General features: G+C 68.3%; 20 protein-coding genes. 15 read left to right on the top strand and 5 right to left on the bottom strand.

Annotated features, from left to right (window positions below; genetic code table 11):
• Positions 1 to 16: 16 nt before the first annotated feature.
• The 6 genes from A37U_RS0131260 (at position 17) to A37U_RS0131235 (ending at position 5,529) form a co-directional block, all read left to right on the top strand.
• On the top strand, positions 17 to 661 hold the full coding sequence (locus A37U_RS0131260; RefSeq protein ID WP_020500619.1) for an amino acid ABC transporter permease: 645 nt from the start codon (positions 17 to 19) through the stop codon (positions 659 to 661).
• Positions 662 to 665: 4 nt separating this feature from the next.
• Positions 666 to 1,496, top strand: coding sequence for an amino acid ABC transporter permease (locus tag A37U_RS0131255; RefSeq protein ID WP_020500618.1), 831 nt, complete (start codon positions 666 to 668; stop codon positions 1,494 to 1,496).
• Positions 1,471 to 2,307: an alpha/beta hydrolase family protein gene (locus A37U_RS0131250; protein ID WP_020500617.1), complete on the top strand. Its 837-nt coding sequence runs from the start codon at positions 1,471 to 1,473 to the stop codon at positions 2,305 to 2,307. The genes A37U_RS0131255 and A37U_RS0131250 overlap by 26 nt, the downstream gene beginning before the upstream one ends.
• On the top strand, positions 2,307 to 3,740 hold the full coding sequence (locus tag A37U_RS0131245; protein ID WP_020500616.1) for an amidase: 1,434 nt from the start codon (positions 2,307 to 2,309) through the stop codon (positions 3,738 to 3,740). Before A37U_RS0131250 ends, A37U_RS0131245 begins: the two co-directional genes overlap by 1 nt.
• Positions 3,740 to 4,123 (top strand): hypothetical protein, encoded by a 384-nt coding sequence (locus A37U_RS0131240; protein WP_020500615.1) that lies wholly within the window; start codon positions 3,740 to 3,742, stop codon positions 4,121 to 4,123. Before A37U_RS0131245 ends, A37U_RS0131240 begins: the two co-directional genes overlap by 1 nt.
• A 107-nt stretch (positions 4,124 to 4,230) precedes the next feature.
• Positions 4,231 to 5,529 carry a citrate synthase gene (locus A37U_RS0131235; protein ID WP_020500614.1) on the top strand — a complete coding sequence of 433 codons (1,299 nt, stop codon included), beginning with the start codon at positions 4,231 to 4,233 and terminating at the stop codon, positions 5,527 to 5,529.
• Between the two features lie 6 nt (positions 5,530 to 5,535).
• Here A37U_RS0131235 and A37U_RS0131230 read toward each other — a convergent pair whose 3' ends face one another.
• Entirely contained in the window at positions 5,536 to 6,189 is a 654-nt protein-coding gene (locus A37U_RS0131230) for a TetR/AcrR family transcriptional regulator (protein WP_020500613.1), read from the bottom strand.
• 89 nt (positions 6,190 to 6,278) lie between these two features.
• Here A37U_RS0131230 and A37U_RS0131225 point away from each other — a divergent pair, with 89 nt between their 5' ends.
• Positions 6,279 to 7,517: a lipase family protein gene (locus tag A37U_RS0131225; protein ID WP_020500612.1), complete on the top strand. Its 1,239-nt coding sequence runs from the start codon at positions 6,279 to 6,281 to the stop codon at positions 7,515 to 7,517.
• 1 nt (position 7,518) lies between these two features.
• Here A37U_RS0131225 and A37U_RS46280 read toward each other — a convergent pair whose 3' ends face one another.
• The 4 genes from A37U_RS46280 to A37U_RS0131205 form a co-directional block, all read right to left on the bottom strand.
• Positions 7,519 to 8,547, bottom strand: coding sequence for a DUF1015 family protein (locus A37U_RS46280; protein WP_020500611.1), 1,029 nt, complete (start codon positions 8,545 to 8,547; stop codon positions 7,519 to 7,521).
• Complete coding sequence (locus A37U_RS0131215) at positions 8,544 to 9,545, bottom strand: NAD(P)-dependent oxidoreductase (protein WP_020500610.1); 1,002 nt, start codon at positions 9,543 to 9,545, stop codon at positions 8,544 to 8,546. The genes A37U_RS46280 and A37U_RS0131215 overlap by 4 nt, the downstream gene beginning before the upstream one ends.
• Before the next feature lie 124 nt (positions 9,546 to 9,669).
• Complete coding sequence (locus tag A37U_RS0131210) at positions 9,670 to 10,545, bottom strand: dihydrodipicolinate synthase family protein (protein ID WP_020500609.1); 876 nt, start codon at positions 10,543 to 10,545, stop codon at positions 9,670 to 9,672.
• A 191-nt stretch (positions 10,546 to 10,736) separates the two neighbouring features.
• A complete protein-coding gene (locus A37U_RS0131205; RefSeq protein WP_020500608.1) occupies positions 10,737 to 11,501 on the bottom strand; it encodes a GntR family transcriptional regulator in 765 nt (254 codons plus the stop codon).
• Positions 11,502 to 11,582: 81 nt separating this feature from the next.
• Between A37U_RS0131205 and A37U_RS0131200 the strand changes: the two genes are divergently transcribed.
• The 8 genes from A37U_RS0131200 (at position 11,583) to lepB (ending at position 20,211) form a co-directional block, all read left to right on the top strand.
• Positions 11,583 to 12,641, top strand: coding sequence for a YeiH family protein (locus tag A37U_RS0131200; protein ID WP_020500607.1), 1,059 nt, complete (start codon positions 11,583 to 11,585; stop codon positions 12,639 to 12,641).
• An 18-nt stretch (positions 12,642 to 12,659) separates the two neighbouring features.
• Complete coding sequence (locus A37U_RS46275; RefSeq protein ID WP_020500606.1) at positions 12,660 to 13,394, top strand: IclR family transcriptional regulator; 735 nt, start codon at positions 12,660 to 12,662, stop codon at positions 13,392 to 13,394.
• A gap of 275 nt (positions 13,395 to 13,669) precedes the next feature.
• A complete protein-coding gene (locus A37U_RS0131190) occupies positions 13,670 to 14,989 on the top strand; it encodes an MFS transporter (RefSeq protein ID WP_051111781.1) in 1,320 nt (439 codons plus the stop codon).
• On the top strand, positions 14,986 to 16,110 hold the full coding sequence (locus A37U_RS0131185) for a thiolase family protein (RefSeq protein ID WP_020500604.1): 1,125 nt from the start codon (positions 14,986 to 14,988) through the stop codon (positions 16,108 to 16,110). The genes A37U_RS0131190 and A37U_RS0131185 overlap by 4 nt, the downstream gene beginning before the upstream one ends.
• Entirely contained in the window at positions 16,107 to 16,391 is a 285-nt protein-coding gene (locus tag A37U_RS0131180) for a zinc ribbon domain-containing protein (protein WP_157183131.1), read from the top strand. Before A37U_RS0131185 ends, A37U_RS0131180 begins: the two co-directional genes overlap by 4 nt.
• The gene (locus A37U_RS0131175; RefSeq protein WP_020500602.1) at positions 16,388 to 17,965 is read left to right on the top strand and encodes an ATP-dependent acyl-CoA ligase; all 1,578 of its coding nucleotides are present in this window, start codon (positions 16,388 to 16,390) and stop codon (positions 17,963 to 17,965) included. The genes A37U_RS0131180 and A37U_RS0131175 overlap by 4 nt, the downstream gene beginning before the upstream one ends.
• A gap of 200 nt (positions 17,966 to 18,165) precedes the next feature.
• A complete protein-coding gene (locus A37U_RS0131170; protein WP_240437728.1) occupies positions 18,166 to 19,449 on the top strand; it encodes an alpha/beta hydrolase in 1,284 nt (427 codons plus the stop codon).
• A gap of 30 nt (positions 19,450 to 19,479) precedes the next feature.
• On the top strand, positions 19,480 to 20,211 hold the full coding sequence (lepB, locus tag A37U_RS46270; RefSeq protein WP_020500600.1) for a signal peptidase I: 732 nt from the start codon (positions 19,480 to 19,482) through the stop codon (positions 20,209 to 20,211).
• Positions 20,212 to 20,214: the final 3 nt, after the last annotated feature.

Below are 20,214 nucleotides of genomic sequence, written 5' to 3'. Positions count from 1 at the left end.
GAGACAAGGAGCGAGTATGGATGTCCTCTGGTCCAATGTGGACAAGATCGGCGGCGGGCTGCTCACCACGGCCGAGCTGACGCTGGCCGCGTTCGGCTGCGCGCTGGTGCTCGGCACGATCGTCGCGGTGCTGCGCGTCTGCCCGGTGCCGATCCTGCGCTGGCTCGGCGGCTGCTATGTCGAGGTGTTCCGCAATGTTCCGCTGCTGATGCTGCTCGTGCTCATCGTGTTCGCGCTGCCGGAGATCGGGCTGAGCATGTCCCTGTTCGCCTCGGTGGTCGCCGGGGTGGCCACCTATGCGGCCGCCTACGTGTGCGAGGCGGTGCGATCCGGGATCAACAACATCGGCATCGGGCAGGTTGAGGCGGCCCGCGCGATCGGTATGCGCTTCGGCCAGCTGCTGCGTCATGTCGTGCTGCCGCAGGCGTTCCGCGCGATGATCCAGCCGTTGACCAATGTGTTCATCGCGGTGGCGCTGAGTACCTCGCTGAGTGCCTCGGTCGGCGTGCTCGACCTGACCGGGGTGACCAGGATGCTCAATGTGAACTACGCGGAACCGGTGCCCGCCTTCCTGTGCGCCGGGCTCTGCTATGTGCTCATCACGCTCGCGGGTGGCCTAGTCGGCGGGGTACTCGAGCGTCGTACGCGGATCGGGCGGTGAACCGGTGAGCACCTTCCTCTTCGACACTCCCGGACCACGGGGCAGGAACCGGATCCGCGCGGTCACCGTGCTGACCGTGCTCGCGCTGCTCGGTGCCCTGGCGCTCGTGGTGCTGCGGTTCGGCGCGCGCGGCCAGCTCGAGGCGGACCGCTGGACGGTGTTCGCGGAATGGCCGGTACAACGCTTCCTGTTGCAGGCCTTGGGTTCCACGTTGCTCGCCGCGGTGGTGGCCGGGCTTATCGCGCTGCCGCTGGGAATTCTGGTCGCGCTGGCCCGGATGTCCCGGCGGCGCGCGCTGAGCCGGATCGCCGCCGGTTATGTGGAACTGTTCCGCGCGATCCCGCTGTTGCTGGTGATCTACGTTTTCCTGCTCGGGCTGCCGGTCGCGGGGATCCGGATCGATCCCTTGTGGCAGTTGGTGTTCTCCCTGGTCATCCACCACACCGCGGTGCTCGCCGAACTGGTGCGCGCCGGGGTGCTCGCCCTGGACCGCGGCCAGATCGAGGCGGCGCAGGCGATCGGGCTCACCGGCGGGCAGGCGATGCGGGCCGTGGTGATCCCGCAGGCGCTGCGCGCGCTCACCCCGGCCTTGGTGAGTCAGCTGATCGCGCTGCTCAAGGACACCACACTCGGCTATGTGGTCAGTTATCCCGAACTGCTCGACTCGGCGAAGGTCATGGGGGAGTACACCTCGAATCTGCTGCCCACCTATCTCGCCGTCGCTGTCGTGTATCTGCTGCTGAACGTGTTGCTGTCCTGGCTTTCCAGGAGGCTGGAAGTCAAACGTGGAAAACAGAAGGGAATTTCGCATGCGCAACGTGCCGGGGCACGGTGAAACGCTCTCCTATTACCATTTCGGGACCACCCCGTTTTTCGCGGCACAGGCCGATCAGCGGTTCAGTTACTGCGCCTATGTCCCGGAAAGCTATGCCGAGGACGGGGAAACGGTGTATCCGCTCGTCGTGCTGGTGCACGGCACCGAGCGCGGGGCGAGCACTTACCGGGACGCGTTCACCGAATTCTGCGAGCGCCACCAGTGCATCGCGCTCGCCCCGTTGTTCCCGGCCGGTATCGGGCGCCCCGGTGAACTGGACAACTACAAATTCATCGAGTACGAGGGAATCCGGTTCGACGAAGTGCTGCTCGGCATGGTCGCCGAGGCCGCCGATACCTGGCGGCTGGACGCGGAACGGTTCCTACTGCACGGATTCTCCGGCGGCGGGCATTTCGCGCACCGCTTCTACTATCTGCATCCGGACCGGTTGCGCGCGGTTTCCGTCGGCGCGCCCGGTGTGGTGACCCTGCTGGACACCGAGGCGGATTTCTGGGTCGGGGTACGGGATCTCGGGCAACGGTTCGGTATCGCGCCCGATATCGAGGCGATGCGCGCGGTCGCGGTGCAGCTGGTGATCGGCGAACGGGACACCGAGACCTGGGAGATCGCGATCGGCCCGGAGAGCCCGCGATGGATGCCCGGAGTCGATCGGCAGGGCGCCAACCGGCAGGACCGGATGCGCGCCCTGCGCACGAGCCTGGAACGGCACGGGATCGCCGTACGCCAGGATGTGGTTCCCGGGGTCGCGCACGAAGGCATGCCCGTGCTCGAATCGGTCAAGGCCTTCTTCGCGGAAGCATTGGAGCACTGATGGACACCGAGCTGGTCTACCTGAGCGCGGTCGAGGCACGGCGGCGGTTCGCCGCGGGCACCCTCTCCCCGCAGGAGCTGATGACCGCCGTGATCGAACGGGCCGAGGAGGTGGAGCCGTCGGTGAACGCGTTCACCGACACCTTCTTCGAACCGGCACTCGAGCAGGCGCGCGAGGCGGAACGCCGCTATGCCACCGGAACGGCCCGCCCACTGGAAGGATTGCCGGTCGCGATCAAGGAGGAGCAGCCCATCGCCGGACTGCCGCTGCGCGAGGGTTCGGCGCTGACCGAGGGCGATATCGCGGAGGTGACCCATCCCGCTGTCGAACGCATCCGCGCGGCGGGCGGGATCCTGCACGCGCGCACCACGACACCGGAATTCTGCACCGCAGGATTCACGCACAGTGAACTGTGGGGCGTGACCCGCACCCCGTGGCGGCTGGAGTGCTCCTCCGGTGGTTCCTCGGGCGGTTCGGGTGCCGCGCTCGCGGCCGGGACCGCCGCGCTCGCCACCGGATCGGACATCGCGGGCTCGATCCGGATCCCGGCCGCGTTCAACGGGGTCACCGGCTTCAAACCGCCCTATGGCAGGGTTCCCGCGCTCCCGCCGTACAACCTGGACCACTACTGCCACGACGGACCGCTGGCCCGCGGCCCGCAGGACTGCGCGCTGCTCGGCAATGTCATCGCCGGGCGGCACCCGGTCGATCCGACCTCGGTCCCCGCCCCGGAATTCTGTGTCGCTGCGGTAGCCGACCGGGCGCGCGGTATGCGCGTGGCGCTGTGTACGCGCCTCGGGGACTATCCGGTGGAACCGAGCGTGGCAGGCGCGCTGCAACAGGCCGTCGAGGGCTTGCGGGAACAGGGCGTGCACGTCGAGGAGATCGAACTGCCCTGGCGGCGCGCGGAGATCATGCACGCGGCCTGGGCGCACTACGGCGCGATCCTGGCCGCGATGGTGCGGGAGACGATGGCCGAGCGCGGTTCCGGGATCCTGCCCTATACCAAGGAATTCGTGGAACGCGGGGAGGCCGCCTTCGCCGAGCTCGGCCGGTACGGCTCGGTGCGCACCGAAGCACGGGTGCAGGCCGACCTCGCGAACGTGTTCGCCCGCTTCGACGCCCTGCTGTGCCCGACGACCGGGATGGAGAGCCTGCGGGCCGGGCTCGACTATGTGGACGAGCCGATCATCGTGGACGGGGTGGACGCGGGGCACAACCTGGATGCGGCGATGTGCGCACCGTTCAACCTCGCCAGCCGCTGCCCCGTGGTCGCGGTGCCCGCCGCGCTCGCGGACTCCGGGATGCCGCTCGGCGCACAGGTGGTCGCGGCGCCCTTCGCGGACCAGAGCGCGTTCACCATCGCGGCCGCGGTCTGGGCGGCGCTGCCGTGGTACGCCGAAGCGCCCTACTTTCCCGGTGGGATCGGCTGATGCATTTCCTTGTCAAGGTCGGGGTGCTCGAACTCGCCGTCGGCGCGCTCACCGGCTGGGCCATGGTGTACGTGACCCGTACCCCGCGGGCCCAGCGATTGCGGGCCGGCCTGCGGGACGCGCGCCGGATCCGGCAGGGGCACATCGAGATGCTGATGCAGGGCACCGTGCTCACCGCGTTCGGCGCGGCGGTGCCCGATCCGCCCCTGTTCGCCTCGATCCTGCTCTCGGTGGTGTGCTGGACCGCGCCGCTGGCCTTCTTCCCGCTGGCCTTCCGCCCGGAATGGGGCGAAACCCGGTTGTACCGTTATGTCGATAATGCCTCGCTGATCGGGCTCTCCGTCGGGTTCGTGCTGTTCGCGGTATCCGTGCTGGCGAGCTGACGGCTCGATGAAGGTTTCCGAACGGTTCGCGGACCGGGTTCCCGAGCGTGCCCGTGGTGGTCTAGCGTGCGGTACAGGTCGACCGAACTCACCTGTTAGGGGCACGCATGCGGGACAACACGACCGGCGCCGTCACCCTCCAGCCCGGTAATGCTGACATCCAGCTGCCAGTCGTCGAGGCCACCGAAGGACATCCCGGGATCGAGCTCTCCGGATTGCTCGACCGGTCCGGGATGACGGCGCTCGATCCGGGTTTCGTGAACACGGCATCCTGTCGTTCGCAGATCACCTATATCGACGGCGAAGCGGGCATTCTGCGCTATCGCGGTTATCCGATCGAACAGCTCGCCGAACGCTCGAATTTCATCGAGGTGGCCTATCTGCTGATCCACGGCGAGCTCCCGGATCGCGCGCACTACACGGATTTCGCCGAGCAGATCAACCGGCACACCCTGCTGCACGAGGATCTGAAGCGGTTCTTCGACGGTTTCCCGCGGGACGCGCACCCGATGCCGGTGCTTTCCTCCGCCGTCTCCGCCCTTTCCACCTTCCACCAGGACAGCCTGGATCCGTTCGACGAACCGAATGTCGAACTGTCCACGGTGCGCCTGCTCGCCAAGGTCCCGGTGATCGCCGCGTACGCCTACAAGAAATCGATCGGCCTGCCGTTCGGTTATCCGGACAACGAGGCCGGGCTGCTGGAGAACTTCCTGCAGCTGACCTTCGGAGCGCCCGGGGAACGCTATGTGCCCGATCCGGAGGTCGTCCGGGCACTCGATCTGCTGCTGATGCTCTACGCCGATCACGAACAGAGCTGCTCCACCTCGACGGTGCGCGTCGTCGGTTCCTCGCAGGCGAATCTGTTCGCCTCGGTCTCGGCCGGGATCAACGCCCTTTTCGGCCCGCTGCACGGCGGGGCGACCGCCGGAGTGGTGCACATGCTGGAGAAGCTTCGCGATACCGGCAGCGATATCGACGGGCTGCTCACCGGGGTCAAGCAGGGGCGCCCCGCGGTGAAGCTCATGGGCTTCGGGGACCGCGTCTACCGTAGCCACGATCCGCGGGTGGAGATCGTGAAGGCCACCGCCGACCGGCTGATCGGCAAGAACGGCGCCGATGACGCGCTGCTCGACATCGCCAAGGAACTGGAGCAGCGCGCCCTTTCCGACGACTACTTCATCGAACGCGGGCTCTACCCGAACATCGACTTCTACACCGGGCTGATCTACCGGGCGATCGGTTTCCCGACGGAATACTTCTCGGTACTGTTCGCGATCGCGCGGCTACCCGGCTGGATCGCCCACTACCGCGAGATGTTCCACGACCCGGCCACGAAGATCGACCGCCCGCGCCAGGTCTACACCGGCCGCCGGCTGCGCGAGTACGTCGAGTTCGGCCAGCGCTGAGCCGGATCAGCGCCGTCCCTGCCATTCCGGGAGAATGTCCCGGATCCGCTCGATGGGCAGCACGCTGGCCACGAGCACTCCGGCCAGCGCCTCGTTGATCAGGGAGATCTCCTCATCGGCGGGCATCGGGTTGGCGAGCCGGTGCACGGCGAAACCGTCGGCGATCGCCACGAAGGAACGCGCCGCGCGCCGCGGATCGGCCACCTCGAGCGCGGTCAGCAGTGGCACGGCTGCCTCTTCGAACGCGGACATGGCTTCGCCGACGGCGCTGCGCAGTGCGGGATTGCGGGAGGCTTCGAGGTAGACCTCGTACTGCGCGGCCGTCACGCCGGTGCGGCCCTCGACAAGTGCGCGCGCGATCCGGTCGCCGATCTCGGTCAGGTTCTCCGCGCCCGCGACGGCCTCGCGCAGGGTCTCGGCGAGCCGCTCGGCCCGTTGTCCGACATGATGGCGGAGGGCGTGCTCGATCAGGTCTTGGGTGGACGGAAAATAATTACCCGCCGTCGCGGGGGAGAATCCGGCACGTACCGAGACGGCCCGGTGGGTCACCGCGCGCAGACCGCTTTCCTCGATCAGTTCCACGGCCGCCTCGAGCAACGCGTCGCGGCGCTGCCTGCTGCGGTCCTGCCGTACTCGGCGGACACCACGTGTAGTCGCCATTGACAACCTCACGGTAACGGCATCTATGATCGGTCTCACCGAGATACTACCACGGCCGTATTACTTTTGCGGCGGTAGGGAGCCCCCCGATGCGCGTACGCCGATGGTTGCCGATTTCCTTGATCGCGCTCCTGCTCGCCGGGCTACTCGGCCTGGCTTCCGGTCCCGCGGCCGCGGCCCCGGCAACGGATCCGGCCGCCGGGCACGAACACGCGCCGCCCGGCTGGCCCGCGTTTCCGGCCGATGACCCGTTCTACAAGCCACCCAAGGGGTTCGAGAACACCGCGCCCGGCTCGATTCTGCGCAAACGCCGGATCACCCCGAAGGCTTACGGCATTCCGGTCCCGGTGCGCACCTGGCAGCTGCTCGTGCGCAGCACCGATGCGCACGGCCGCCCGGTGAGCGTGGTCAGCACGGTGATCCTGCCGCTGATCCCGCCGAAAGACGGGCAGGCGAAACTGTTCTCCTATCAGATCGCCACGGACAGCCTCGGCAGCCAGTGCAATCCCTCCTACGGTCTGCGCGTGGGCCTCGAGAAGGACACCACGGGGCTGTTCCTCCCGCTGGCCAGCGGGTGGGCCTCGGTGATGACCGATTACCAGGGCCCGGATATGCAGTGGACGGTCGGACCGATGGCCGGTCAGGCGACCCTGGACGGGATCCGGGCCGCGGAACAGCTCGGTGCGGACGGAATCGACACGCACACCCCCGTCGGCGTGTGGGGCTATTCCGGTGGGGGGCAGGCGACCGCCTGGGCCGCACAGCTGCAGCCGCGGTACGCGCCGGAACTGAACGTGCGGGGATTCGTGGCCGGTGCTTTTCCCGGTGATCTCAAGAAAACCCTGCGCGGGGTGAACGGCGGACCGTTCTCCGGGTTCGCGTTCGGCGGGGTGGCCGGACAACTGCGGGCACATCCGGAACTGCGCAGGCTGCTCACCCCGGAAGGAAAACGTGAACTGGGCCGGATTTCCCAGCGCTGTCAGCTGGAACTGCTCGCCATGGAACCGTTCAAGGATATCGGAAAATACGCGAAAACCGATCTGTTCACCGATCCGGAAGTCAACCGGGTCATGGCGGAATCCAGCACCGGAAAACTCACCCCGACCGCGCCCGTGCTCATTCAGCAGTCGGCGCTCGACGAGATCATCCGCCCCGAATACAACCAGGGAACCTATCGGCAGTGGTGTGCCCGAGGCGCCGATGTGGAATATCACCTGAGCCTGATTCCCGAACACGTCGTCTACGATTTCGGGAGCATTCCGCAGATGTGGTCGTGGATGCAGGATCGGTTCGCCGGGAAACCGACACACGGCTGTACCGCGCGATAATTCAGCGCAGCGCACGCCGGAACAACGCGGAACGGATCTTCGGATCGAACCAGGTCGATTTCGGTGGCATGGTCGAACCGGCATCGGCGATTCCGAGCACCGCATCCACCGAGGGCGGATGCGGCAGGAACCCGATCGTTTCGTGTTCGGCGCAGAACGCGGCGACCTCGGCCGCGGTCCCGGAAAAGGGCGTGGCCGCACCGATCCCGAAGACCGGGCCGAGGACTTGCTCGTCCAAGGTGACCACGTCCAGCTCGGCTCGGTCTCCGGAGAGCCGCAACCGGTACCAGTTCCCGTCCAGCCACATCGCCACCTCGCCGGGCGCGGACTCGGGAACCGGATGCGGTTCGACGGTGCGGACCGGACCGGCCGCGGTGAGCCTGGCGAGCAGTGCGCGCGCCGATTCCCCGTGCGGGCGCGGGACATGGCGGTGATAGCCGAGGATGCGCAGTTCCTCGGCGGGGAACACGGCCGCGAGGGTGAACGCGTTCGCGGGCTGCTGGTCGAGCTCGCCCGCCGACACCGCCGCCCCGTCCTGGTCGGCGGCGGCCATCCGGTGGTGCCCGTCGGCGATGTAGAGCACATCGGTCGCGGCCAGTTCGGCACCGGCGGCGCGCAGCAGCTCCGGATCCTCGCACACCCAGACCTGATGATGCGCGCCATCGGGAGTGGTCACGCTGGTCCACGGCGGGTGCTCGGTGATCCGGGCGAGCACGGAACGCAGTGCGGGACGGCCGGGCTGGGCCAGGGCCACCGGGACTTCTTCGAAACCGTCCGCCGCGCGCTGTTCGCACAACAGGCGCACCCGGTCGGGCTGGGTTTCCTCATGCCTGCGGATCCGGCCCGCGCGGTAGTCGTCCACGGCGACCTCGACGAGGATCCCGGTCTGCCGGTGCCCACCGGATTCGACGCGGTACACCACGACTGCGGGCGCCGGGACCGCGATCTGCCGGTTCTCCTCGGTGATCAGCCGCAGCCGGGGAGCCCTGGTGCGCAGCACATCGGTGGGCACGGTCAGCGGGGCGCTCACGGCGCACCACCGGAGGAAAGCGCGAGCCCGATCGCCTCGCGGTTCACGCAGTGCCGCAGCCGCCCCTCGGTGAAATCGGCCAGGATGTGCAGCACCTCTTCGGCGACCGCCTGCTGCGCCTGTTCGGTCGAGGCGCCGATGTGGTGCGTGCCGTGCACATTCGGATGCGCGGCCAGCCGCGAGTGGATCGCGCCGGTCGAGGACCCCGGTTCGTCCGCGAACACGTCGAGCCCGGCGCGCAGTCCCTTGCCGTCCAGCGCGGCGAGCAGTGCCGGTTCGTCGATGAGCTCGCCCCGTGCCGTGTTGAGCACGATCGCTCCCTGCGGCAGTTCCGCGAGCAGTGCGGCGTCCACCAGCTGGCGGGTGCCCGCGTTCGAGGGCAGATGCAGGGAGAGCACATCGCAGGTACGGGCGAGCTCGGGCAGCCCGTCGACATAGCGCATTCCGATCGCCCGCGCCCGGCTGAGCGTCTCCGCGTCGCGGCCCGCCTTGGCGAGTGTGTACACCGAGGCGCCGAAGGCCACCGCGCGTTCGGCGAAGGCGAGCCCGATCCGGCCGAGGCCGACGATCCCGATGCGGCGGCCCTTGATGCCGCGCGCCACGGCGAACCGGTTTTTGTCCCACCGCCCGGCCCGCAGCTCGGTAACCGCCTCCGGGATGTGCCGGTCCAGGGAGAGCAGCAGCCCGAAGGCCAGTTCGGCGACCGCGATCGCGTTGCGGCCCGGCACATTGCACACCGCGATCCCGCGTTCCCCGGCCGCGGCCACATCGATCGTGTTGGTGCCCGAGCCCGCGCGGATCACCAGGCGCAGATCCTCGCCCGCTCGCAGCGCCTCGGCCGTGACCACCGTGCTGCGCACGATGAGCACCTCGTGCCCGGCCAACCGGGCGGGCAGGCCCGCAGCGTCCAGTTCCGGGGCATCGGTGCAGTGGTGCCCGAGTGCGGTGAGCTCGGCGCGAAAGTCGTCCGGCAGCGTGTCGGCGAGGAGGATGTTCATCGACCGCTCCCTTCGCCATCGGAGAGGGATTGTTGCGTATTACAAGTCTTGTTGCTTATAGCGCAATGATGGCGACTGTTGTCCAGGCGCGTCAATACCCTCGTGCGATCCGATGTGTGCGGAGCTACGCGGTCACCATGCGTACCGCGGCGGCCACCTCCGCGCGCGCCGAGGAGTCCAGCTCGCGCAGCGGTTTCGGCAGCGCGGGGGACTCGACAAGGCCGAGGTGCGCCGCCGCGGCCGCGACCACGCGAATGCTGCCGTAGCGCAGAAACAGATCCATCAGCGGACGCATCCGCATGGTCAGCTCGCCGACCGGTTCGCCACCGGCGATGGCGCGGGTGAGCGCGAGACACGGCTCCGGAAGCAACCCGCCCAGCACGCTGAACCACAACCGCGCGCCCGCCTGCAGGCCCGCGGCCGCCAGCGGGTCACCGCTGACCCCGAGCGCCACCCGTTCGGGGAGCAGCGCGCGCAGCGCGGCGATCCGTTCCGTTGCCTGTTCGGCGGGAACCCCGGGGATCTTGATCGCGCCCACCGCGGGCAATTCCGCTATCCGCGCGTACAGCTCATCGCTGAACGTGAAATGCGTGGTTCCCGGGTTGTCGTAGACACAGAGCGGAACCGAGAGCTCCTGCGCGACCTCCGCGTAGAGCCCGAACACCTCGTCCTCGGTGAGCTGCTGATAGGAAACCGGGGCCAGCAACACCGAGGACGCGCCCGCCTGCTGCGCATCCTCCGCGAGCGCCAGCACATCCCTGGTGCGCAACGCGCCGATGCCGATCATGACCGGGATCCCCGCCGCGTTCTCCACCGCGATCCGTCCCACCGCCGCCCGTTCCGCGCGGTCGAAGTACGGATACCCGCCCGTCGAGCCCAGGGCCCCGATCGAGTCCACACCGGCCTGCGCGAGCCGGGTGACCAGTCCCGCGAACGCGCGCTCATCGATCCCCTCCTCATCGGTCGGGGTGAGCGGGAAAGCACTGAGTCCGGTGAACATGGTGTCCTCTCATCGATCCGGTGCGACCCGTTCACCGTAACGGCGGACCGGCTGCGTTCCTGGGTTGTCCCCGGGTTCCGCCGGGATTCCAGGATTGGTTCGGAGAGCGGGTATACCCAAGCGGAATGAAGGAAGTACGTACAGACGCGGGAGGTGGTCGGCGGAGCGGGCGTTCTCGCGTTCGGCGAGTCCTATTCGTCGAGGCGCTGGATGAGCTGGTACCCGGTCGCCGCCGAGAACCGCGCGGTCAGGGCATACCGGTCACCGCGTACCAGGGTGTGCCGCCATTCGACCGGGGTCCCCTGCGCGTAACCGAGCCGGTTGATGGAGAAGGCGGCCTCCCCGGCCGGGCAGCGCAGCTGGGCGCGTTCGGCGGGGGTGGGCAGCACGGCGTGGATCTCTTCCTCGCCCGCGTCCAGGCGCACCCCGGCCCGGGTGGCGAGCTCGTTGTACAGGCTGGTGTGTGTGAAGTCGGCGTCGAGCAGTGGTTTGGCGAGCGCGGCCGGTAGCCAGACGCGGTCGAGGGCGAGCGGTTCCTCTCCGGCGAGCCGCAGTCGCTCCAGGTACACCAGCGGGGTGGAGGCCTCGAGCTCGAGGCGTTCGGCGATGAGTGCGTCGGCGCGGGTGTCGAAGGCGCGCACGATGCTGTTCTGGGCCAGCCCGGCGGCCTCGACGGAGGCGAACAGGCTGTAGAGCGCGCCCATCGGCTGCTGGATCTCCGGCGCGGGCGCGACCCGTGGCTGGCGTCCGCGTTCGGCGATGATCACGCCATCGCTGCGCAGCTGGCGCAGTGCCTGGCGCACGGTGTGCCTGCTGACCCCGTACTCCTCGACCAGTGCCAGCTCACCTGGGAAAAGCTCGGTGAACTCGCCGGCTTCCAGGCGAGTGAGCAGTTCGCGCTGGAGCTGGCGCCACAGGGGTTCGGTGCCAACCCGATCGAGTGTCCTTCTCGCCATGCCCGCACGGTACCGGTTGTCAAATGTGCGTACCTCTCCTAACGTAAATGTGCGTACATTTACGGAGTGAGGTGAGCGCCGGTGGTGTCCACGGCTACCGAGACGGACCGGGAAGTCCGGCCGTCCTGGCAGGCGAATGTGTCGAGGCGGCTGCCGGGCCTGGTGATCGCCCTGCTGCTGGCCGCGGTGGCGACGGTTCTCGGTCAGTTCGTGCCGATCGTCGGCGGCCCGGTGTTCGGCATCCTGCTCGGCGCGGTTGCCGCGGCGGTGGTGCCCGGACTGCGCGGGGAACGGCTCGCCCCCGGTTACGCGTTCGCGGCCAAGCCGGTGCTGCAGGCCTCGATCGTGGTGCTCGGAACCGGTCTCTCGCTGACCCAGGTGGTCAAGGTCGGCGGGGATTCGCTCCCGGTGATGCTCGGCACGCTCGCGGTGGCGCTGCTCGGGGCCTGGCTGCTCGGCCGAGCGCTCGGGGTACGTGGGGACACCCAGACGCTGATCGGGGTGGGCACCGGGATCTGTGGCGCCTCGGCGATCGCGGCGACCACCGCGGTGATCAACGCGAAGCAGACCCAGGTCGCCTACGCGATCGGCACGATCTTCACCTTCAACATCGCCGCGGTGCTGCTGTTCCCGCCGATCGGGCACGCGCTCGGAATGAGTCCGCACGCCTTCGGGCTGTGGAGCGGGACCGCGATCAACGACACCTCCTCGGTGGTGGCCGCGGCGTACTCCTACGGCGGTGACGCGGGCGCGTATGGGATCGTCGTGAAGCTGACCCGCACGCTGATGCTGATCCCGATCGTGCTCGTGCTCGCGGTGCTGACCGCCCGCAAACAGGCCACCGGCGGCAAACTGCACCTGCGCACCATGCCCTGGCGCAAGATCGTGCCCGCCTTCCTGATCGGCTTCGTTGTCGCCGCGACCCTGGACAGCCTCGGCGTGTTCCCGGAGAGCTGGCACCCGGTGCTCTCTGCGGTCGGCACCTTCCTGATCACCACCGCGCTCGCCGGGATCGGGCTCTCGCTGCGGTTCTCCGATATGCGCAAGGCAGGGCACCGTCCGCTGCTGCTCGGCGCCCTGCTGTGGATCGCGGTCGCCGCGAGCAGCCTCGGACTGCAGGCGCTGACCGGAACCATGTAAAGGGGCTACCGTGAGCGGATGCCGGAGGAACCGGGCGATTCGCTGCTGATCAAGGTGCGGGCGATCGTGGAGACCTGTGCGCGCAACGAGGTGCTCGGGCTCAACGAGCTCGCCAGGCGCAGCGGGGTGCCGAAGGCCACGGTGCACCGTCTCGGCGCGGAACTGCTCTCCTGGGGAGTGCTCGAGCGCCACGACGGGCGCTACCGGCTCGGCCCCCGTCTCTACGAGCTCGGCCTGCAGGTGCCGCGCACCCTGAAGCTGCGCGCGGCGGCGCTGCCGTTCATGGAGGACCTGTTCGCGAGCACGCAGGAAAGCGTGCACCTCGGGGTGCGCGGGGATCTCGAACTGTTCCGGATCGAGCGGTTCCTCGGGCCGCGCGGGATCTCCGCGAGCCGGGCGCCGAACCGCAGCCCGCTGCACTGCAGCGCGAGCGGGAAGGTATTGCTCGCGTTCGCCGAGCAGGATGTGCTCGGCCGCACGATCGAAGCCGGACTGCGGCCGCGGACCCGGTACACCATCACCGATCCGGACACCCTGCGCGCGAACATCGCCTCGGTACGGGAGAGCGGCTACGCGGTGGACCGGCAGGAACACGCGACCGGCTGCGATGCGGTCGCGGTCCCGGTCTTCGCCGGATGCGCGCTGATCGGCTGCCTCTCCCTGGTCGCGCCGCCGGACCGGTTCGATCCACGCAGGCTGGTGCCCGCGTTGCAGACCGCGAGCCGCGGACTCGGGCGCACGCTCACCGGCTGAGGGCACAGCTGAGAGCTCCGTGTCCCGCTGCGCTGTGCCATCGGCGAAGTACCTTCGCATGGACGTCGGCGAAGTACCTGCGTGTGGACGTTGCCGAAGTGCGTGCGCGTGGATGTCGGCGAAGCACCCGCCGATCGGACTCCCGCTCGGGACGGACGAGAACTCTCGGACACGCGCCGAGCACCGGTCCGGTCAGCGGACCGATGGGCTTGGAACTTGCCGGAAGCGGGCCGAAGATCGGCTGTGCCCCGGTACGCCCCGGAATGAGGTAGGTCATGCCAAACACGGTTACCTCGCCCGTCCGAAACAAGCCATGGAAAGTGGTACTCGCGAGTTACGCCGGAAACGCTCTGGAATGGTACGATTTCTTTCTGTATGCGACCGCGGCAGCGCTCGTACTGAACAAATTGTTCTTTCCGCCTGCCGCGCCGTTGATCGGTACCCTCGCCTCGCTCGGCACCTTTGCGGTCGGATTTCTGGCCCGCCCCATCGGCGGTGTGATCTTCGCGCATTTCGGTGACCGGATCGGCCGTAAGAAAGTACTGGTCGTCACGCTCAGCCTGATGGGGATATCCACCTTCCTGATCGGTGTTCTCCCGACATATCACCAGATCGGTGTGTGGGCTCCGATCCTGCTGGTGCTGCTGCGGGTGATCCAGGGCGCGGCCGTCGGCGGGGAATGGGGCGGCGGGGTGCTGCTGATCAGCGAGCACGTCCCGGCGTGCAGGCGCGGTTTCTATTCCTCGTGGAGCCAGACCGGTGTGGTGACCGGATCGGTGCTTTCCTCGTTGTTGTTCGCGGGAATGCAGGCGATGCCGAGCGAGCAGTTCCTTTCATGGGGCTGGCGTATTCCGTTTCTGCTCAGCATCCTGGCCGCCGCGATCGGATTGGCGATCCGGTCGCGTATTTCGGAGGCCCCGGAATTCACCGAGGCCACCGAACAGAAGCGGTCCCGGCTACCCGCATGGGAGGCGATCCGGAAGTATCCGCGCAGCGTGCTGATCACCCTCGGCGCCCGGCTGGCCGAGAACGGGGCCTCCTATATCTTCCTGACCTTCTCGCTGGCCTACGGCACGCATATCGGGCTCGGCGGGAACACGGTGCTGATCGGGGTCGTGGTGGCCTCGGCGATCGAGGGCCTTTCCATGGTCGGCTTCGGTGCGCTCTCCGATCGGATCGGGCGGCGTCCGGTCTATCTGGCGGGCGCGATCGGGCTCGTGGTGTTCGCCTTCCCGTTCTTCCTGCTGTTCGACACCCGGGTTCCGATGAACGTGTGGCTGGCGCTGACGATCGCGGTCGCCGGTTGTCACGGCGCGATGATCGGCACCCAGCCGAGTTTCTTCTCCGAACTGTTCGGCGCGAACGTGCGTTACAGCGGAATGTCGCTCGGCCACGAACTCGCCTCGGTGATCGCGGGCGGTCTTTCCCCGATCATCGCGGTCGGCCTGCTCGGCTGGGCGGGCTCCTCCTGGCCGGTCGCGGTGTACCTGATCGTGCTCGGTGTGCTGACCGCGATCGCGGTGTTCGCGGCGAAGGAGACCCGGCCGGGGGATCGGGCGCCGGACAAACAGGCTCTCACCGAAGGAGCATCATGACCGAGGCGGGCATCACCGGCAGCGGGGAATCGCCCTATCGGCGCCATCCGGGCGCGGACACCACGACCGAGAGCGTGCTCACCGATGCGGCCGCGCGGGCGCTGCGCGATGCCGGGCGCGGATTCGCGGATGTGGACGGGCTCGCGGTCGCCAGTTTCACGCTCGCCCCGGATCACGCGGTGGACCTCGCCTGGCGGCTCGGCCTGCGGCTGCGCTGGATCATGGAGGACACGAACGGCGGCGGGTCCGGGATCAACATGCTCGGCCACGCGGTGCGCGCGGTGGCCGCGGGCGAGTGCCGTACGGTGCTCGTGCTCGCCGGGGACGCGTTTCCCCCCGGCCGGTTCCACGAACTGGTCACCGGATACAACCGCGCGACCACCGAGCACCTGGCCCCGCTTCCGCTCAACGGCCCCAATGCGCTGTTCGCCCTGCTGACCCAGCGGCAGCTGCGCCGCCATGGCCTGGAACGGGCCGACTACGGGGCGATCGCGGTGCGCCAGCGGAGCTGGGCCGCGCACAATCCCGGTGCCGTGTACCGCGCCCCGCTGACGATCGAGGAATACCTGGCAGCGACCCCGGTCGCCCCGCCGCTGCACCGCTACGACTGCGTTCCGGTGGTCACCGGGGCCGATGCGCTCCTCGTGGAGGCCGATCCGGGACCGGGCGCGGTGCGGGTGCGCGCTATGGGCACCTCGGTCAATCCGGACGATCAGGAGGGCGATGGTCTGGTCACCGGGATCGCTGGGATCGCGCCCGAGGTCTGGGAACGCGCCGGGTGCGGGCCGGGGGACCTGGATCTGGTTCAGGTGTACGACGACTATCCGGCGATGGTGCTCGCCCAGCTCGCCGATCTCGGTCTGGTGCCGGACGGAGATCTGCGCAGGTTCCTGCATACCCGCTGGGAATCCTTGCCGTGCAACACATCCGGAGGCCAGCTCTCGGCCGGGCAGGCGGGAGCGGGCGGTGGGCTGCACGGCCTGGTCGAGGCGGTGCGCCAATTGCGCGGTCAGGCCGGGCAGCGTCAGGTCGAGGCCCGGCTCGCCGCGGTGACCGGCTACGGCATGGTGCTCTACCGCTATGGGGCACTCGGCAATCTCGCGGTATTGGAGGCCGTATGAGTGAAGGGATACCGATGCGCGACTGCCTGCGCTGTCATCATGTGCATTTCCCGCCGCGGCCGGTGTGCCCGCGCTGCCACGGCACCGAATTCGGTACCGTGCACGCCGCGCATGGTCTCCTCGAGGAACTCACCGAGGCGCGGGAAGCACGGATCGGCTCGGTGCGTTCGGAAGCGGGCCCGCTCGTGGTCGCCGCGCTGCCCGCGGATGCGGAACCGGGCACCCGGGTGCGGTTGTCCACCGGAACCGACGGTGCCTATGTGCCTGCAGGTGTGGCATGAGGGGGCTGCCGCTTTCGGAGTGCACGCTTCCCGCGCTGCTCGAACGCCAGGCGAACCGGTTCGGGGACCGGGATTTCCTGCGGATCGGTGCACTGCGGCGCAGCTACGCCCAGGTGCGGGACGCCGCCGCCGTTGCGGGTGGAACCCTTGCCGGGCAAGGGATTCGTCGTGGTGATCACGTGGCGGTGCTGGCCGCCAACCGGGTCGAGCTGCTGGACGTGGTGCTCGGCTGCGCATGGATCGGCGCGGTCGCGGTTCCGTTGAACACCGCGCTGCGCGGCGAAGGATTGCGGCACGCGCTCGCCGATTCCGGTTCCCGGCTGCTGATCGCGGAGACCTCGCTGATCCGGCATCTCGCACTGGTCGAGCGCCCGGAACGACTGGAGACGGTGTGGGCGCTGGACGGGATTCCCGAGCAGCCACCGCCCGGCTACCAGATCGTGCCCATGCCGGAGTCCGCCGGTCCGGTCGCGGCCGCCCCGGTGGAACCCGGTGAGACCATGACGATCCTGTACACCTCCGGAACGACCGGCCCGGCCAAGGGCGTCTGCTGCCCGCAGGCGCAGCTGTACTGGTGGGGTGTGCACGTCACCGAGGCGCTGGGCATCGTCGAGGGCGATGTGCTCTACACCTGCCTTCCGCTGTTCCACACGAACGCGCTCAACGCCTTCGGTCAGGCACTCGTCGCCGGGGCGGAATACGTTCTCGGGCAACGGTTCTCCGCATCCCGGTTCCTCACCGAGCTCGCCGATTCCGGTGCCACGGTGACCTATCTGCTCGGTGCGATGGTCAACATCCTGTACAGCCGCCCGGAAAGCGCGGCCGACCGCGAACACCGGGCCCGGGTGGCGCTCGCCCCGGCGACCCCGGCCTCGCTGCAGCGCCCGTTCACCGAACGGTTCGGCATCACCCTCGTGGACGGATTCGGCGCCACCGAGACGAACATGGTGATCGGGGCTGGACCGCAGGAGCAGCGGCCCGGGTATCTCGGACCGGTGCGCGCCGGATTCGAGGCGCGGGTGGTGGACGAATACGACGCGCAGGTCCCAGACGGCACCCCGGGGGAACTCGTGCTGCGCCACGAGGACCCGTTCGCCTTCGCCACCGGGTACCACGGCCGCCCGGAAACCACGGTCGAGCAGTGGCGCAATCTCTGGTTCCACACCGGAGACCGGGTGATCCGGGAACCCGACGGCTGGTTCCGCTTCCTCGACCGGATCAAGGACGCGATCCGGCGCAGGGGCGAGAACATCTCCTCCTTCGAGGTGGAGCAGGCCGTCGGGCTGCATCCGGCCGTGCAGAACGTGGCTGCTTTCGCCGTGCCCTCGGAACTCGCCGAGGACGAGGTGATGGTCGCTGTGCTGCTCGAACCGGAACAGCGGCTCACCGCCGAGGAACTGACCGAATTCTGCTCCGCACGGCTGGCCTATTTCGCCGTGCCGCGGTATATCGAATTCGTGACCGAGCTGCCACTCACCGCCAACGGAAAGGTGCGCAAATCGGTGTTGCGGGAACGCGGTCGTACCCCGGAAACCTGGGACCGTGAGGCAGCCGGATACCAGCTGTCCCGCTGAGCGGACGAAAGTTAAAGCATACTTGGTCGCGGGTTTGACTTTCCTCGAATCGGATTTTGCCGTCCGCTAACCTTTTCTGTCCGGCGTATAACCCGGAAATGGCAGAGTATTCTGGAAGAAATGGTTTTTCGCCACCGGGGGCAACCCGATCCCGGTCCGGGCGTCTTGATGGCAGAAATGAGTTTCGAGGGAGGTGCGGCGTGCCCGGTCATCCCCATCGCGGTGCGACGGTACCGGCATTGCCGGAGAATGTGCTGGATGCCACCCGTGCCACCGGTCCATGGGAAGCTCCGTGGATCTGGATCCTCGCGGCCGGTGTCACGGCGCTGCTGATCGCGGGGGTCTGGTGGCTGCGTCGGCGCAGGATCGCGCGCTGGAGTTGTCTCGCGGCGGCATTGGTGTGCGCCGTTTTCGCGGTCGCGGCCGGGGTGAACAGCTACGTCGGCTATGTACGCACCACGCATGATCTGGCGCGGTTGCTCGACCGTGGTGGCCCGGCCACTTCCTGGCTTGCCGGATGGCTCGGGGACGATCAGCAGCAGGATCCGGAACAGCGCGAGGCCGCCGCGCGATTGCCCACCTCCGCGACACCGAGTGGCAACGGGGATTCCGTGCTGCAACGGATATCCATCGCCGATCCGTCCCTGCACATCCCGTCCGGAACGACGAATGTTCTGCTGCCGCCCGGTTATTTCGACCGGCGGAACGCGGCCAGACGGTATCCGGTCGTCTACCTGATCCACGGCTATCCCTACGGGGGACCCGATGACTGGTTCACCGCGGGTGACGCGATGAACACCGCGCGGCTACTGGACCGGCAGCGTCTCGTACAGCCGATGATCCTGGTCGGTGTGGACATGACCGCCGGTAGTCCGAGTACCGACTGGGAATGCCTCAACGTGCCGCACGGCCCGCAACTGGAGAGCTATCTGACCGGCACCGTGCCGCGCCGGATCGATGCCGCGTACCGCACGATCCCGAATCGCGCGGGCCGGGCGCTGGGCGGAATGTCCGGTGGCGGGTTCTGCGCGCTCAACGCCGGACTGCACCACACCGAGGAATACTCCACGATGCTGATCACCCTGCCCTACGACGATCTCGGCGATTCGGCGGCGCTGCTCGGCGGCAACCGGGCGCTGGTGCGGGCCAATACCCCGCGCGCGTACCTGCCGGGGATGCGGTTCCCGCACCCGATGGCCGCGCTGATCGATGTCGGTACCGGGGCGCCGACCGATGTGACCACCGGCAACCGGATCGTCCACGCGCTGCAGGCCGATGGGCAGAACGCCGTACTGCACAAGGAATACGGCTTCAACCACACCTGGCACACCGCGCGCGCGGCGCTGCCCTACCTGCTGGCCTATGTCTCCCAGCAGTTCCGCGCCCCACCGACGCAGGCGCGAACCCGGCCGCTGCCCGTTCCGCTGCTCGCCGGCAGCGCGCCGGTTCATCGGGAACCCCACCGCAACCACCGGGCCATCTGACGGGCTCGGTGCTCTGGCACACTTCACCGGGTGTCCACACACGACCACGCGGAAACCGAGGGCAAGCCGAAGAAGAAGGGTTCGTTCTGGAAGGAACTGCCCATTCTGATTGTGGTCGCCCTGGTGCTGACCTTCCTGATCCAGACGTTCGTGGCGCGGGTGTTCTCCATTCCCTCCGGGTCGATGGAGCAGACTTTGCACGGTTGCCCGGGGTGCACGCCGGACCGGATCCTGGTGGACCGGATCACCTATGACTTCACCGATCCGTCCCCGGGCGATGTGGTCGTGTTCCGTGCGCCGGATGGCTGGGATGAGAACGAGTTCAAGGTGGATCCCGCCTCGAATGTGTTCACGAGCTGGTTGCGGCAGTTCGGTTCCTCGATCGGTATCGGTGATCCGCCGGAGTACGACCTGGTCAAGCGGGTGATCGCGGTGGGCGGCCAGACGGTTTCCTGTTGCGATGCGCAGCACCGGGTGCTGGTGGACGGTAAACCGCTGAACGAGCCCTACATCTACCACCAGCCGGGGCTCGGTAACCGGCGAGCTCCGTTCGGGCCGGTGAAGATCCCGCAGGGGCAGTTGTGGGTGATGGGGGACAACCGCGAGAATTCCAAGGATTCGCGGTACCAGAACGGTGCGGATGCCGATCCGGTGCGCGGCACGGTTCCGGTGGACAACGTGATCGGCAAGGCGCAGTTCATCATCTGGCCGCCCTCGCGCTGGCAGGGTGTGCGCACCGATGATCCGCATGCGATGCCGTGAGGA

Source organism: Sciscionella marina DSM 45152 (assembly GCF_000379465.1).
In the GTDB taxonomy this organism is placed as follows: domain Bacteria; phylum Actinomycetota; class Actinomycetes; order Mycobacteriales; family Pseudonocardiaceae; genus Sciscionella; species Sciscionella marina.
Note: the sequence above shows the minus strand (reverse complement) of the source record. Positions and strands in the feature narration are given on the sequence as shown.